At 55.3% G+C, this 16,482-nt stretch carries 8 protein-coding genes; 1 reads left to right on the top strand and 7 read right to left on the bottom strand.

All coding sequences use genetic code 11. The features are described 5' to 3' along the window. Positions 1-267 precede the first annotated feature (267 nt). The 3 genes from PGL01S_RS06135 to PGL01S_RS06125 form a co-directional block, all read right to left on the bottom strand. Positions 268-3,948 carry a non-ribosomal peptide synthetase family protein gene (locus PGL01S_RS06135; RefSeq protein WP_127492519.1) on the bottom strand — a complete coding sequence of 1,227 codons (3,681 nt, stop codon included), beginning with the start codon at positions 3,946-3,948 and terminating at the stop codon, positions 268-270. A 74-nt stretch (positions 3,949-4,022) separates the two neighbouring features. After that, the gene (locus PGL01S_RS06130; RefSeq protein ID WP_127492517.1) at positions 4,023-5,774 is read right to left on the bottom strand and encodes a methyl-accepting chemotaxis protein; all 1,752 of its coding nucleotides are present in this window, start codon (positions 5,772-5,774) and stop codon (positions 4,023-4,025) included. Positions 5,775-6,172: 398 nt separating this feature from the next. After that, positions 6,173-6,601 (bottom strand): MarR family winged helix-turn-helix transcriptional regulator, encoded by a 429-nt coding sequence (locus PGL01S_RS06125; RefSeq protein WP_127492515.1) that lies wholly within the window; start codon positions 6,599-6,601, stop codon positions 6,173-6,175. Positions 6,602-6,758: 157 nt separating this feature from the next. On the opposite strand from PGL01S_RS06125, the gene PGL01S_RS06120 reads away from it, so the two are divergent. Then, positions 6,759-8,069, top strand: a complete 1,311-nt coding sequence (locus tag PGL01S_RS06120) for an amidohydrolase family protein (RefSeq protein ID WP_127492512.1) — start codon at positions 6,759-6,761, stop codon at positions 8,067-8,069. Between the two features lie 102 nt (positions 8,070-8,171). Here the strand turns inward: PGL01S_RS06120 and PGL01S_RS06115 are convergent, their stop codons facing one another. The 4 genes from PGL01S_RS06115 to PGL01S_RS06100 all read right to left on the bottom strand — a co-directional run bounded on the left by PGL01S_RS06115 (position 8,172) and on the right by PGL01S_RS06100 (position 16,469). Further along, positions 8,172-10,931, bottom strand: a complete 2,760-nt coding sequence (locus PGL01S_RS06115) for an alpha-mannosidase (protein ID WP_127492510.1) — start codon at positions 10,929-10,931, stop codon at positions 8,172-8,174. 28 nt (positions 10,932-10,959) lie between these two features. After that, positions 10,960-14,073, bottom strand: coding sequence for a beta-galactosidase (locus PGL01S_RS06110; RefSeq protein ID WP_127492508.1), 3,114 nt, complete (start codon positions 14,071-14,073; stop codon positions 10,960-10,962). Then, positions 14,066-15,391, bottom strand: coding sequence for a glycoside hydrolase family 125 protein (locus PGL01S_RS06105; protein WP_127492506.1), 1,326 nt, complete (start codon positions 15,389-15,391; stop codon positions 14,066-14,068). Before PGL01S_RS06105 ends, PGL01S_RS06110 begins: the two co-directional genes overlap by 8 nt. A gap of 163 nt (positions 15,392-15,554) precedes the next feature. Beyond that, positions 15,555-16,469, bottom strand: a complete 915-nt coding sequence (locus PGL01S_RS06100; protein ID WP_015847125.1) for a carbohydrate ABC transporter permease — start codon at positions 16,467-16,469, stop codon at positions 15,555-15,557. Positions 16,470-16,482: the final 13 nt, after the last annotated feature.

The following is a 16,482-nucleotide window of genomic DNA, read 5'->3' as shown; positions in this document are numbered from 1 at the left end:
CATGGCTTGAATGACCACCGCCGCAACAACATCCCGGGCTTGGAGGCAACCATCCCGAACAAACAAAGGGCAGTCCCCTCACGGGACCGCCCTTTGAATATTTTATCAGGTTAACATGAACGAATTAGAGCTACAGTGGATTTCATACAGCAATGACAAAACGGGAGTAAATCCAACGCAACATCTACGTTCTAACCTGTCAGCCGCTTTTTATTGGAACAATTCCAACGTACGAGATTATGATAGTCATCTCTCGATGACCTCCTATCAAGCCGTTACCAACACTTTCGGGAAGTAACCGATTTTCACGGCATGATCCAGCATAGCCCCCATAAATCGGCTGTCCGGCGCGGCGCATGTCACGTTAAGCTCCTGCAGAATTTCATACGTGTATTCGCATCCGTAGCGGTACCCGGAATCCTTCGCGCCGTCCCCTTCCAGCTGGGCAATCGCCAGCTTGACGCCATCCGCGTTTTTCGGAATGGATAAATCAAACAGCCATTTGGTATAAGCATCCGGCTCCAGAAGCTCTACGGCATAACCGTAATTGCGGATAAGATCCACCCATTTGGCATACGGGATGGTCTCCGGATTGCATATATGGAACAATCGTCCCGAGTGAGCCAGCTGCAGCGCAAGCGTTACGATTGATTTACCGGCATAATCGATTGGGGTAAAGTCAACCTCCCACTGCACATTTGGCGCCTTGCCGAGCAGCAGCATCGCCTTCAGCATGCGGTAGAACGAATTGCTGTCGATATTCCGCTGGAACAGGCCGCTCTCCGAATGGGAGGACAGATTGCCTGCGCGGTAGATGTTTACGCTCAGCCCTTCCTCGGCCGCGGACATCAGCGCTTTCTCCGCCTCCATCTTGCTGTTCGTGTACAGATTCTCTACCTTCAGATCAGGCCATAACGTCTGCTCGTTTAATACCTCTTCCCATTGCCCGCTTAACGCCAAATCCTCCGGAATGCCCAGCGTGGAAATATGGTGGAAACGCACCGGCTTCCCGCATGCTTTGGCCAGATGGATCAGGGCAAGCGTACCCGCGATATTCGTCTTCGCGAATTGCTCTTCTTCGCCAAAATGCCTTACATCGGCAGCGCTGTGAATAATGGCATCCAGCGTACCCAGAAGCTCCTGTCGCGTCTCGGCCGAAATCCCCAGATCCTCTTGCTCCAGATCGCCTTCTACCGCGATCACCCGCTCCTCGATGCGTTCCTTGCCAGCTTGGCCAAAGAAATATTCCATATGCGCCTGAATGCGGGCCAGACCGGAGTCGATACCCGGACGGACGAGGCAATAGACCTTCGCATCGCTCTGCTCAAGCAGCTCATGCAGCAGATAAGCGCCAAGATAACCCGTTGCTCCCGTTAACAAGAAAGCTTTAGGCTCAACGTATTCGCCATGCGTCGTCCATTCCGTTCCCCGTTCCGGAATCGGAGGCTCCTCATTAAGCGGCACAATTGGTCCGGTTGCCCGCTTCGCTGAGCTTTCCTCGCCTTGAGACTGTTCCGCCCGCAGCTGCTCAATCCGCAGGGATAGAGCTTCCACCGTCCGGAAGGTGAAGAAATCATTGATTTTCAGTTCCGGATATTGCGGCTTCAGCAGGACAAGCACATGAATAATCGCCAGCGAATCGCCGCCAATCGAGAAGAAATCATCATACCGGCCGACTTGCTCCAGACGCAATGCCTCCTGCCAGGATGCCGCAACGTCCTGCTCAATAGCCGTAGCAGGCGGAACAAAGCCTTCATCGGCGGCCGCATTCTCCATATGATTAAAGCGCTGCAGACCTTTACGGTCGATTTTGCCCGTTGGCGAGATCGGCATCTCCTCCAGCTGAACGATCCATTTCGGAACAAAATAGGAGGGCAGCTTAGCTCCCAGCATCCGCTTGATAACCGCCGACGGAAGCTCGCTGCCGTCTTGGGTCGTGAAATAACCGACCAGCATATTTTGGCCGTCGGTATCCTTCTTGCAGATGACCGCTACGTCCTGCACGTTCGGAATTTTGGAGAAGCTGTCCTCGATTTCCCCGATTTCAATGCGGTGACCGCGGATTTTGATCTGGGAGTCGCGGCGCCCTACGTATTCGACCGTTCCGTCCGGCAGCAGCTTGGCGATATCGCCGGACTTGTAGATCTTTCCTTCCCCAAACGGATTATCGATAAAGGCTTCGGCCGTTTTCTCCGGCTGGTTCAAGTACCCTTTCGCGAGACCTACCGTTGAAATATATACTTCGCCATGCACGTTAACCGGGCACAGCTGATTTTCTTCGTTTACAATATAAACCTTGTAATTATGAATCGGCTTGCCGATCGGAATGCTCGTTACCTCATCCGGAATAAATCCTCTAACCGTAAACGTTGTCGTGCAAACCGTGCATTCGGTTGGGCCGTACACGTTAACGATATCGATCGCGTCATGGAATTTGCGCTGGAAAGCCCGCACCTGCTCGCCGTATAACGCCTCACCCGCAACGGTGATGAGCTTGACGCCGGACAGCTTGCGATAACCTTCTTCCGATAAATACGCGGAAAGCTGATTGAAGAATACCGTCGGGAGAATCGTTATAATAGTTGTCCCCGTTCTCTCAATCGCGCTTGCGAATTCCTCGACGGATACCCGCTCCTCCGATGACAGCAGATACAGATGCGCCCCGTAAAACAAAGCGCCAATCGTATCCCACACCGAAGCGTCAAAGCTGTAGGTCGCGAACTGCGTAAGCACATCCTCCGGGCCAATGCCGCAATCCACGCGGACCGTCTCGCCTAAGTTGACGACGCCTTCGTGCGCGATCAACGCGCCTTTCGGCCTTCCCGTCGAACCGGATGTGTAGATGATATAGGCCAGATCCTCCGGGGCAACCCCGTTCTCGATGTTGTAGATCCCTTCATAGACCTCGGTCATGCCGGAGTCTAACGCAATGATCTCTTTGACGGTGTCCACGCCTTCGCAGAGCAGGGCCGCTTGTGCTTCGTAGGCGGATTTGGTGAGGATAAAGGCCGATGCGGTATCCGATAAAATATAGCGGTTGCGGTCCTCCGGGTGCTCCGGGTCAACCGGAACGTACACGCCGCCCGCCTTAAGAATACCAAGCAGGCTGACGATCAGCTCCAGGCTTCGCTCCATAAAGATGGTGACGAAATCTCCTTTGCCAAGACCGCGGTTTAGCAGCATTCTTGCCGTGCTGTTCGCTCTCTCGTTTAATTCCTTGTAAGTCAGCTGACCGTAAACGGAAGAGACTGCGATACGGTCCGGGTAAGCTGCCGCCGCCTGCTCGAACATGCCGTGAATCGTTTTAGTCCTATCGTAAGGGTAAGACGTATCGTTCATGCGATCATAGACGGCCCGGTCTGTATCCAGCAGAATATCAACCGCGGCAATCAGGCTGTTCTCATCCGAAAGAGCCGCCTCCAGCAAGGCCATGAAATACTGCGCATACCTGCGGATCGTAGATTCGACGAGCACCGAGCTGTCGTAATCCACGCGCAGCATCCAGCGGCCGCCTTCATGAAGCACCTGCCAGTTGAGCAGCTCCTGCACCGTGCCGATCGGCTGGCCGCACGAGAACCGGGTATCGAAGTGAAGCTCCGGCGAAGCGACAGCCCCGGCTGCTGCCTGATTGTTAATCGTCTCTTTCAGACTAGCGAAAGTCTGCTTCCGTTCGAAGCTTAGAAGAAGGGGTACCGGCGTCCCGCCGCCCGTAATCCACTCCGCCATAATGTCGGTTTCCCCGGATAAACGATACAGCAGCGCCATAAAAGCCGCTGCCGCCATTTGCTCTCTGCCATCCTTCAAAGCCTGCAGCTTCGCGTTTAAGCGGTCTTCGAAAGCTGCTTCTACCGTTAAGTAGGAATAAGTGCGGCTGTGACGTGATGAATCGAGCGGGATAAATAGCAGCAAATTCTCTGTTACCTTAGGGTGATGATTAATCTCCGTCATATCTCTCTTTACTCCTTCCGAGCAGTAAAAATGTCCCCGCATCGAATCCGATGCGAGGATGGAACAGGTTAGCCTTAACCTTTAACCTGGAATTGGTTAAGGAGCTTCTGAAGTTTTTCCGACAGAGCGGTAAGCTCCGTTGAAGAGTCCACGATAGCGGACATGCTTTCCTTCTGCTCTTCGACGGAATCGGATATTTTGGCGCTGTTTACGGCCGTAACGCTTACCGCCGACGACAGGCTTTCGGATGTTGCCGTAAGCTCCTCCGTACCTGCCGACAGCTCCTCTGTCGAACTTGACACCTCTTGAATTTGCATCGTTACGTTTTGCGTAGCCTGCAGAATCTCGTTCAACAGCTGCTCCGTGGTGTTCGTGATCTGAAGGCCGTCATTAACCTCGTAAGTCCCTTGCTCCAGCGCCTCTACGGCAATCCGGATGACGTCCTGAATTTCCTTCACCAGCTCGGAGATTTGCTTCGCGGACTGATCGGACTGCTCCGCCAGCTTCCGGACTTCGCCGGCAACAACGGCAAAGCCTTTGCCATGCTCGCCTACGCGCGCGGCCTCGATCGCGGCGTTTAACGCGAGCAGGTTCGTCTGGCCGGAGATGCTCATAATCATCGAAACGATATTTTCGATCTCCTGCGAACGGCTGTCCAGCAGCTTGATGGCACTCGTAGACTTGCTGACCACGGCCTGGATTTGCTCCATCTGCGTCATGACCTGCTTAACGGCCGAGTTGCCCTCGATGGATTTTTGCTCCATGTCGTAAGCCTCGTGGGCGACCTTCGAAGAGTTCTCCGCAATCGTCTGAATAACGGCCGCAAGCTCGGTCATCGCTCTTGCGGTATCCATGGTTGCCTGCTTCTGCTCCCCGATGCCACCTGAAATTTCCTGAACGCTTGCTGTGATCAGGCTTGTATTTTTACTGTTCAGCTCCGAGATTTCATGCAGATTCTTGGCAGAATTCGTAACGGCATGCGAGGTGTGCTGAACTTGAAGCATCATATCGTTAATCTGGCTAACCATTCCGTTAAACTTCTTGTTAACCGTTCCCAAATCGTCAAGACCGGTCTTCAGTTCCACGCTCAGATTGCCTGTACTTACCTCTTCAATGCCGCGCACCAGCTCTTTAATCGGCTTCATCGCACGACGCGACACGACATATTGAATCAGGAAAATGATCAGCATGAAAATAACCATAATGGTAATGCCGTTCACAAGAAGCTTGTGCAGCCCCTCTGGAACCGCGCTGGCATCCACGTCGGCAGCGAAGAATCCAAGGCTGTTGCCCTGGCTGTCAACGATCGGGTAAAGAACCGACGTCCATGTTCCGAAGCTGTCGGAATAGAAGCTTGTAAAGGTCGGCTTGCCGGTCTTCAGCATCTTGGCAACGGCGCTTGCCATGGCGGACGGCTGCTCGTACATGTCGCCGATATTAATGTTCTCGGCCGAGAACGCTTCTACGAGACTTGTAGGCATGGCGACGAGCGAGGTTTTATTGCCATCCGCAAGCTCCGTGCCGAATATGTAGGCTTGAGCAATGTTCGGGTTGTATTTATGAATTTGATCGAATAAAACCTGAAGCTTAGCTTGCGCCGAGCCTTGGTAGCTCTTCTGCTCGATCGCCTGCGCAACGACAGCCGGATCGATTTCTTTTGCCCACTCCTGCGTAATGGCGATAATCTGGCCGCGCAGCTGCTCAATTAGAATGTCTTTTTGGGTCATATAGCTGGAGGAGATTAGAATCGTGCCGATTAAAATAATGTTAATAAAGGCTAGCGACAACATCTTGGTGAAAAAGGACATCCGTCTGATCAACAACATCTGTAAAACGCTCCTATTTATGATTTAATTGTCTATTTGGCCGCATTATCAAATCGAAATGTAATTAACCCCCCTTCCACGAATGATGATATGGAATAATTTCTGAAAAAAGCGAATTCATTCTCGTAATGCTGCCAAATTTCGACATAGACTATTTTTATATTATCGTACTAAATAACTACAAGTTGAATAGCAAAAAGAAAAAAACTGTGTAAATAAATTATACATTTTGTAATAATTTCGTGAAAAAAATCAGTTTAGTAGTTCTTTAGATCTAATTTACAGGAAATATCAGGATGTTTTTTCAACTCCTGTATCCTGCCGGCCTTATGTTTTGATAATAAAAAAGCAGCATTTCCGTAAAAGGAAATGCTGCTTTTGTCCGTTCTTTCTATCGATTATAAACGTTCATTAATTTTAACCAACAATTCCTTTAAGGTTTGCTTCTCCTCTTCGGTCAAGACGTGAACGATTTCGTCTTCCACCTTTTGGAAGGACTCATTAAAATCTTCAATCAATTCAACGGCCTTTGGTAAAACATAAATATTTTTTTGCCTTTCGTTATTGGCCGGGATTTTCCGCTCGATAAATCCTCTTTGCTCAAGACCTTGAAGCATACTTGTAATGCTGGCTCCGCGCAGATGAAACCGGTCGGCAAGATCCCTCTGAATTAATTCGGTTTCTTGATTCTCGTAGATATAGCCGATTATTTTTCCTTGTTGAGCGCTTAAGCCTAACTCTTTTATGCTCTCGTCCGCTTTTTTCTTTAACTTAAGGCCAATAATCTGAAACAAATCCAGATAAGGCGTCTCCTTACGAGGCTTCATGACCGTTCCTCCCTTATTGTTAGAACGCTAACTATAAGCAAATAAACTATACAGAGAACCAGCTTTCCTGTCAAACGAATATTAGTTTATTGACAGTTAGATATCTAACAGTTATACTCCGAATTGATCCGGATACAACTTCAAGGAGGAACGCAAAATGAAAAATTCAGTCCAAAGCTCTTCTGTAGAAAAGGTTACCGCTATTACGAATGCGCGTATTTTCGATGGCGAAAAAGTAATCGAATCAAGGAGTATTGTCATCAAAGGGGAAAACATTATTGCGGTGGGCGGCGACATTCCAGCGAATGCAACGATAATCAATGCCGAAGGCGCAACCTTGCTGCCCGGCTTGATTGATGCGCATGTCCATACATCCATCGGTGGATTAAGGGATGCGTTACATTTCGGAGTGACGACGGAACTCGAAATGAACGGTGATTTTACGGGGAGAGGACGCGCGATTCAATTAAAAAATGCGGATGACGTCGCCGATGTCCGCTCCGCAGGCACGGCAATCACCGCTCCGGGAGGTCATCCGGATGAATTGCTGCCGGATGGAGATGAGATTCCGGAGTTCGTGTTAAAGGAATTGGAGAAGTTATCGGATGAAGACCGGGAAGCCATGCTGGCCGCTTATGCCCACGATCATGAAGAGGTGCCGCAAGTAACGACGGTGGAAGAAGCGATTAAACATGTGCATGCTCAGGTGGATAATGGCGCCGACTATATAAAAATCATGATTGAAGAAGGAACGGTCATGGGTGCCCCCGGCCTGCCTGTTTTAAGCGACGAGATACTGAAAGCAGCCGTGGAAGAAGCCCATAAGTTCGATAAAATCGTCATCGCCCACGTCTTGACTGCCCATTCCTCGCAAACCGCCATCGACCTTGCAGTGGACGGATTGGGCCACCTGTTTATCGACAGGCCCGGGTATACGCCGGAGTTAGTGCAATCCATCGCCGATTCCGGCGCGTTTGTTACACCGTGCTTGGTGCTAAACTCATCCATTCTTGGGAACCCGGCAGCGGAATTGGCGAATGATCCCCGTGTTCGTTCTAAGCTAAGCCCGGAATGGATTGATATATTGAATTCAAGCTTCAATACTTTCCCGCAGGGCAAACTGGAAAATAGCTTTAAAAACGTGATGGATCTTCACAATGCCGGAGTGGATATTCTAGTCGGGACGGATGTCGCCCCCGTTCCCGTTCCGAATCTTGGCGGCCTTGCCCACGGTGCCAGCGTCCATCATGAATTGCAATTGCTGGTCAAGGCCGGGTTCACTCCGATAGAAGCTCTTCAGTCGGCTACCTCGAAGCCGGCCCGCCGGTTCGGTCTTATTGATCGCGGCCGTATTGCGGAAGGAGCGCGCGCGGACTTCATACTGGTGAATGGCGATCCTACAACCAATATCTCGGATACTTTATCTATTAAAGCCGTTTGGTTTAAAGGTGCGCAAAAACGGACTTAATTATTTCTTTTAGAAGGATATAGTCAAAATATCTTCATAAAAAAAGGGCAGCTGGCGAATAGCCAGCTGCCCTTTTATTCAATTCGCAAGAGCCAAGAGGCTTCATTGCGCTGTCTTGATGCCTACCGTGTAGATCTCGCACGGCCCAAGCTCCGCCGCGAACGAGCAGTTCGCGCCTTCCCCGGACGGCTGAAGGCGTTCGCCCGCCTGCTCGAGCACATCGCTCGCGTAAGCCGCCGCGGCAGAGCCGACGTTCGGCAGCGCCTGCAGCTTCGCGGCTTCCGGCCGCATGTTGAACCAGCGCAGCATGAGGTCGCCCGATGCTTCCGCAATCTTAGCCGAGGAGAACGCGATGCCTTCGCCTTCCCACGCAAGGAACGCGTGCTCCGGCGAAAGCGTTCCGCCGTGTACGCCGGTTTGCGCGAGGGTCCACGGCGCTTGGAACTGATACGCGGCCGCATAAGCGCCCGTCGCCGCGCCGTCTCCGCCATGCGGAAGAATCAAGAGCTCCACCGTTTGCTCGCCGAGGCATTGCGCTTCCGGCGTCGGGAAAACGCCCCAGTCGCCCAGCTCGGAGACGGAGCGAAGCAGCGTAACGGCAATCGTATTGCGGCCGTCGCGGAGCACTTCGTATTCATTCAAGCCCAGGTTCGCGATCGTGAGACCCTGCGTGCCGTCGCTGACATCGGCAAAGGCTTGCTGATGCTGCGCGTTGCTCGGGTTCTCCCATTCGGCGGCAGGCTCGTTATCGCGAACGGCTACTTCAAAGATCGCGTCTGCCCGATGGACGGACGCGGCCAAGTCTGTCGGGAACAAGGCGCGCACGCGATGGTCCTTCGCTTGGTTATTAAACGTCGTACGGATGCCTACGCCGCGTCCGGAACGCTCCAGGCTGACGACGGTGCGGATCGTGAACGGCACATAGTCCGTCGAACGGCCGGCTTTGCGCTCGGGATAATAAACGGCTTCCTGCTTCTCCTGCTCGAACAGCTCGTCGGCGGAAGCTGGAATCGACCAATGATGCACGATCTCGAACGATGCGCGGTACGCGTTGTCTTCGATGACGCGGATTTCGGCCGCAAGACCTTTAGTCGTGAGCGCCGGCTCGCCGTCCGGCTGCTTGAACATGTACTCGTTGCCGATATCTCCGGCATCCTCATAGATGAGCAGATCGCGGTACGTGCGTCTGCTGGCAATATCCGTTACCGCCAGGGTTCCGTCTTCGGCGATCTCGATGCTCAGATTGTCGTTCGCAAGCGTACGGGAACCAGTCACCAGCGATGGCAACGAAACGCCGCCTGCAGCGCCGAGCACCCAAGCGTAAGTCTTGAGGCCAAGCGCCGGCACGGCAGTCGCTTCGAACGTCAGCTTCACGCGGCGCGTCCAATACGGCTGGCGGAATTTGTCATCCGGCAAGTCGTAGCCGAACTGCAAGCCCAGATCCTCGAACGTATGCGGGGCGGCGTTGCCGTCCGCGTCAACAAGCGTGCGTCCCTCGAGAGAAACTTCCTTCATCATGCGGATCATGTCATTCGGGGCGATGCCTTCGCGGAAATACACGCGAGCAACGTCCAGCTCGATTTCCACAACGCCGCTGCGTGTCCATCCCGTCGTATTAAACGCGACAAGCGGCAGCGCATCCTTTCCATAGTTCGCAAATACGCTCGTGTCTACAGCACCGGCAACCGCATGCTTGCTGTCGTCGACGATCGTCTCCGCCACATGGCGGCTTTTATCGAACCGGGTGACCATCTCGCGGTGCACCTCGTCAACGCTGCAGCCGCAGATGCTGTCATGCGGATGGTTCTGCATGAGCGTTTTCCAAGCGTACTTCAGCAAATGATGAGGGTACTTGGTCTTGCCCGTCATATGAGCAAACGCGGCAAGCGGCTCGGCGACCTTCTCGAGGATCGTCTGACCGACCTGGTTCATCTGTTTCAGGTAGACGCGGGCGGACGCCGTATTCACAAGCGTCGACCAGCCGTCCGTCCGCTGGCTGCGCAGCTCGCCGCGCACGACCGACAGCTGCTTGTCTTCGAGCGACGACTTCAGCGATGCCAGATAATCCGGAAAATTCGAATGAACGAAATCCGTATCCGGGTATAGCTTGCGAGCAACGCGAATCGCTTCGGCCAGATCCGTCTGGATCGGCTGATGATCGCAGCCGTTCATGAAGAGCAGCTGTCCCGTCGATGCGTATTTGCCGGCATCGGCCAGCTTGCGGTCCCAGTATTCCTTGGCTTCCGCTTCGTCCACGGGTACCTCGTTGCCGTTGCTGTACCAGTTGGCGAACAGAATGCCAAGCACCTGCGAGCCATCAGGTCCTTCCCATACAAGCTCCGAGAAGGACGACTCGTACGCGGAGTCCGATACCATGTTGTTGAAGCCCGTCGGCTTGACGCCGCGGCCGAACACCGCGTTGTCGATGCCCGCCTGCTTCATGAGCTGCGGCGCTTGGCCGATGTTGCCGAAGGTATCGGGGAAATACCCGACCTTCGCGATCGTGCCGTACTGCGCGGCATCTTGGTGCCCGATCTGCAGATTGCGGACATTCGCTTCGCTGCTTGTCAGGAACGCATCCTGCAGCACGTACCACGGACCGATATGAATGCGGCCTTCGCGGATCCATTTCTCCAGGCGCTCCCGCTCTTCGGGGCGTACTTGCAGATAGTCTTCGATGATAATCGTCTGGCCGTCCAGATAGAAGCTGCGGTATTCCTCGTCGTTCTCCAGCGTGTCCAGCAGCGTATCCATAAGCGCGATAAGCCGCACGTGATGTTTCTCGTAAGGCAGATACCATTCGCGGTCCCAATGCGTGTGCGAGATGATATGCGCCGTTTGTCTATGATCAGCGTTCGCCATGGCGATCGTCTCCTTTCGATTTCAAGCCTTATTCGGCCGGCAGCGCCAGCACTTCCACTTCATCCGGGCGATAAACCTCCGTCACTTGGCCGGTCCGGTCGACGGCAAACAGTACCGCGCGCTCCCGTTCCAGCATGAACGAATACGTTGTTCCCGTCGCGGCGGACTTCACTTCGATCTTCGCGTCATGCGCGTATTCGGATACGAATACGAAGAGCTCGCCGTCCTTGAAGCGAAGACTCCGCCCGTACACGCCGGCCAGGTCGCCGCCCTTCAGCCACTCCAATTCGCGGCGAGCACCGGATGCCTCCAGCGCGTGCGCATAAAGCGCCGCGACCGGCTCGGCGCGTTCGTTCAGCTCCACCGGCAGCGGACACCAGATCAGGCGTCCTTGTCCGTAAGCTGCTTCCATGACCTGATCCGCTCCCGCTTCTGCGCCGTAACCGGCTTCCTTGAACACTTCGGCGATTCTCCGATGACCGTACGATACCGGATACGCCTTGTCTCCGATCGCGAGCCGTTCTTCCCGAACGACGTTAGCCGGCTTCCGCTGGCCGAACGTATCCGAGAGCCGATCCGCTTCCCGCCAGTAGGCGTCGAGCCCAAGCGGACCCGTGAACAAGAGAGTGGCAGCCGTCCTGTCCACAATGTCCAGCAGCCGCGCGAACGCTTCATCGGCGAAGTTATGCGCGGATGGGACGATGATCAGCTTGGCCGGCGCCGTTTCCAGCGCATCCAGATGGTACTCCGAGACGCCGCGGAACGGCGTCTTCAGCTCGTAGCCGAGCACGCGCGTCAGGCGTGTCGTCGCGTCGAATGCCAGCTTGCGGTTGGAGAAGTCATTGGAGTACGGGAATACGGCTGCGACATCCTCCAGCTCGCGGTCCCGGAACAGATCGCGGATCCGGTCCATGAAGCTGCCGAACCGGTAGGAAACGTCCGCCTCCGGCTTCTCGGTTCCGTCGGCCCGAAGAGCGCCGATATGAGATTCGTTCGCGTTATCCATATAGAAGTTGGTGTTCCAGATCCACTGCACGGCTCCGGCTCCTCCTGCCGCGAAGGCATACGCGTACTTGCGCTCCAGCATCGCCCGCAGCTCTTCCTCGGACCGCTTCGCGAATCCGGCCGGCGTTTCCACGTACATGATTCCCGTCTCCTGAACGACGTTTGGCTTGTCGGCCGTCTTCGCGAAGATTCCGTCCCACAGCAAATGGTCGTTCAGCCACCAGGAATGCACGGTCGTGTAATCCACTGCTTCTCCGTAGAAGAACGGCGAAGGCCGCTGCGCGCCAAGCGCTTCGTCTTGGCCAACCGTCACGAGCTGCGAAGGATTGCTTTCCTTGATCGCATCGACGAGCTGTTTCGCCCAGCGGTTATGCATATCCATGGAGAACAGCGCGTAATCCAGCCAGCGCGTACCTCGTTTGCCTTGATGCATGTCCTGCACGTCGAAGTTGATGTCCTCCGGCTCCGGTATAACAGCGGATGCGAAATCCGGCAGCTCGCCCGGGGTCATGCCCCAGTGCTCACGCAGCTTCGCGATTGAACCGTGGCGCTCCGCCAGCCATTCCGCGTAAGCCGACTTTTCGAACCGGTCTCGGCTCGAGCGCGGACCGTCGGAGAAGATGCGCGGCGGATCGAACATCGACGGTTCGTTGATCAGGTCCCAGTCGACGTTTGTCGTCTCGCGGTGACGGCTGACGATGGAGCGGATGAACCGCTTCTGCGCCTCCACGCTGCGCGGATCGAGGTACGGGTTCGTGCCTTCCCACGTCTCCGGCGTAAAGGAGAAGAACGTAAACGTTACCTGCAGGCCGTGCCGCTTCGCGGTCATGAAGAACGCGTCGATCGAACGCAGCACTTCTTCGGAAGCATGCCCGTCCACCTGCATGATATTGCGGTACGCCGTCCAGATGCCCGTGCGGATCCAGTTAATGCCCGCTTTGCGCATTTGCGCCATGTCGCGATCCCATACCGATACGTTCGGCAGGAACAAGAACTTGCGCGCAACGTCGGAGGTCATGTACGTCATGCCGACGACAGGCATCGGCCGTCCGTCCTTCTCGAAATAATCCCGGCCGCGCGCGAGCAGCCCGCCGGTGCTCAGCAAATCGGCGTCCATGCCCCAGAAGCCTTGGCGAAGCAGGCGCGTCTCGCCATCCGAGGACTTGGCGACGCAATCCACAAGATAATAACCCGCTTGGATGTCGCCAAGCAGCGGTATGCGCTTCAGCTCCAGCTCGGCGCCGATTTCCGCCTCGTGGCGGTAGGTGGACACGTCGCCTGATCCTTCCGCGCGGCTGACTTTAATGTCGAACGTCCATTTCGTCTTGCCTGCCGGTCCGCGGCCCAGCTTCTGCGCCTGGAGCGTCAGCAACGGCCGCTCATGCAGCTCGTAGGAAGCATAACCCGGCTTCAGCCACAGCTCGGTTACGCCGGCCGCGCAAAACGCCGCCCACGCCTCAAGCGCCTCGGCTCCGCCGCGCGCGAAGAAATCCGCGCCAAGCGGCAGGTTGACGAACAGCCAGCGTCCGCCGGCGAAATCGCCTTTCGTGTTCTCCCACAGCACGGCCGGTGCGGCAACTTCCCGCCCTTCGGCGGAGATGCCTTTCAGCACGGGGTAAATATGCGCGTCCATCGGACCCGCCGAACCCATTTGCAGCGGCAGGTCGCTCGATTTGGTCACATGCGGCACGAGGTTCCACGTATCCTTGGCGTCAAGCAGCGCCTCTCTGCCCTTGAATAGAGGGATCTCTTCGATAGCGGCCAGCTTCAGGACGGGTTCCGCCTTCACAGGCAGCATCTCGTGAATGCGCAGCTGCCGGTGGTACGCGGTTTGCTCCGGCTCCGCAAGCCACTCGCCGGCTTCCTTGCGGACCGGCACGCGGAAAGGCGCGCCGCCCAAGCTGATCAATCCGCCGCCGCGTTTCAAGAACCCGAGCAGCGCTTCCCATGCATCAACCGGGAAATAAGGCGCGTGCAGCGACACGAATACGCCGCCTTCCGCCCCTTCCAGCCTTGCCGCCAGCGCATCGGCGCCGTATACCTCGCTGACGCCCCGCAGCTGTTCCAGTTCAGCTCCGTCAATGGCAGAGGCGCCCGGAAAGGCGCCATCATAGAAAATAATCGTCGAATTAAGCATCGAGGAGTCCCGCTTTCATCGCTTTATAGACAAGCTGTGAGAACAAGCTGTTGGACCAAGCGAACCATTTGCGCGTGAATACGGAGGGATCGTCCGAATGGAAGCCTTCATGCATGAAGCCGGTGTCGGCGTCCGTCGCTTCCAAAACGGCGATCATGTCGAGCATTTCCTCGTCCGTCTTGGCCGTGAGACCTTGCATGGACAAGGCCATATGCCAGATATAACCCGGAGGCGTATGAGGGCTGCCGATGCCTTTCGCGGCCGTGCCTTCGTAATAGAACGGGTTTTCCTTGCTCAGCGCGAAACGGCGCGTATTCCGGTAGATCGGATCGTCTCCGTCCACGTAGCCGAGGTACGGAATCGAGATCAAGCCCGGCGTGCCCGCGTCGTCCATCAGGCAGTAGTTGCCGAAGCCGTCCGTTTCGTACGCATAGATCGGCCCGAACTCCGGATGCCGGTAGATACCGTACAGCTGAATACCGTGGTTGATCTCGCGCTCCAGCTTCGCCATTTCCTTCTCGAACGACAGGTCGCGGAAGACGAATTCGGCAATTTCGCGCATCTGGCGGAGCGTGACAACCGCGAACATGTTGTCCGGGATGTTGTAATGGAAATCGCAGGCGTCATCGCTTGGGCGGAAGCCGGACCAGATCATGCCCGTGTAGTTGACCGGCATGCCGATGCCATCGTTCATAAGCGAGTCGGTCATGATGCCGTTGTCGCGCTCGAAGCGGTACGGCGAACGCTCGAAATGGTGCTGCTCCCGCTTCCATAGGTCGACCGCGGCGCGCATCGCAACCTTGAAGTCCGCGTCAAAGATGTCGGCGCGGCCGGTTTCCTTCCAGTACGCGAACGCAAGGCGCATCGAGAAGCAGATGGAATCGAGCTCGAACTTGCGCTCCCATACCCAAGGGGACATGTCCGTCTTGTCGTCGGTATTCCAGTGCCAGTCGTTCGCCATTTCGTTGAACGCGTTCGCGTACGGGTCGATGACAATGTTACGCATGTGCAGCTTGATCAAGCCGCCGATAATCCGCTGGAGGTCGGCGTCGTCCTTGGCAAACGGAACATAGTGCATAACCTGCTCCACGGAATCGCGCAGCCACATCGCGGGGATATCTCCCGTAATGACAAACGTTGTGCCGTCGTCCAGCAGCTTCGTCGTTGTTTCCAGCGTATTCGGGAAACAGTTCTTGAACAGCTGAAGCAGCTTGGGCCGGTGCGCAAGGCGCGTCTCCGCCTCCGCCAGCACCGCTTGCACGGATTGCGGCAGCGGCAGGTCAGGCATATCGATTTTGGGCAATCTAAATTGTTCCATGGTTGTTTTCCCCTTTATCGTTACTTTATCGCGTTGTTTATTGCTTATGCGTCACAGCAAAAACGGCCCGTCGGCGGTTGTCCGCGCCGCGGGCCGCTTGCGGTGTGAAATGTTCGTAATGCTGTTGATTTTTCGCTTCGTTAACCTTCGATGCTTAAGCGCATTACTCCTTCACGGCGCCAACCGTCAGGCCTTGCACGAAATAGCGCTGGAAGAACGGATACGCGAGCACGATCGGCCCGGTAGCCAGGACGACCATCGCCATCCGCGACGTATCCTGCGGCATCGATTGCAGCACGGACGTCCCTAAGGAAGCGTTGTTGCTGTTGGCGAGAATGAACTGCATGCTGTTCTCGATCCGCATCAGCATCGATTGCAGCGGCACCAGGTCGGGATTCTCGATATAGAGCAAGGCGTTGAACCAGTCGTTCCAGTAGCCAAGCACGTTGAACAGCGCGATTGTCGCGAGGCCCGGCAGCGCGAGCGGAACGATAAGCCGGAAGAAAATGCCGAACTCGCCCGCGCCGTCGATTTTGCCGGATTCGATGATGGCGTCCGGGATCATGGTCGAGAAGAACGTGCGCATGATCATGATGTAGAAAGCGTTGACCGCGAGCGGCAGAATAAGCGCCCACAGGGAATTCCCGAGGCCGAGCAGCTTCGTCGTCACGATGTAGGTCGGCACGAGTCCGCCGTTGAACAGCATCGTGAAGAAGGCGAGGAACGAGAAAAATTTACGGTATTTGAACCCTTTGCGGGAGATCGCGTACGCAAAGAGCGAGATAAAGATCAAGCTGATTACCGTGCCGACGACCGTAACGAGAATCGTCACGCCGTAGGAGCGCAATAGTTGGTCGCCCGCTTTGAACAGGTAGCTGTAGGCGTCGGTGCTCCATTTTTTCGGAAATAACGAATACCCGTCCAGCGCAAGCGTCTTCTCGTCCGTGAACGAGATGACCATGACGAGCAGAAACGGAAACACGCAAGCCAGCGCGAACAGCCCGGCAATGAGGTTGAAGATGACGTTCCAGGCCGGCGTCAGCCGGTGAAAGTCCTTGGTTTTCCTAAGGGATGCCATGATGATGCTCCTT

Origin of the sequence: Paenibacillus glycanilyticus NBRC 16618, assembly GCF_004000805.1 — a bacterium.
In the GTDB taxonomy this organism is placed as follows: domain Bacteria; phylum Bacillota; class Bacilli; order Paenibacillales; family Paenibacillaceae; genus Pristimantibacillus; species Pristimantibacillus glycanilyticus.
This window is presented reverse-complemented; position numbering and strand designations above follow the sequence as displayed.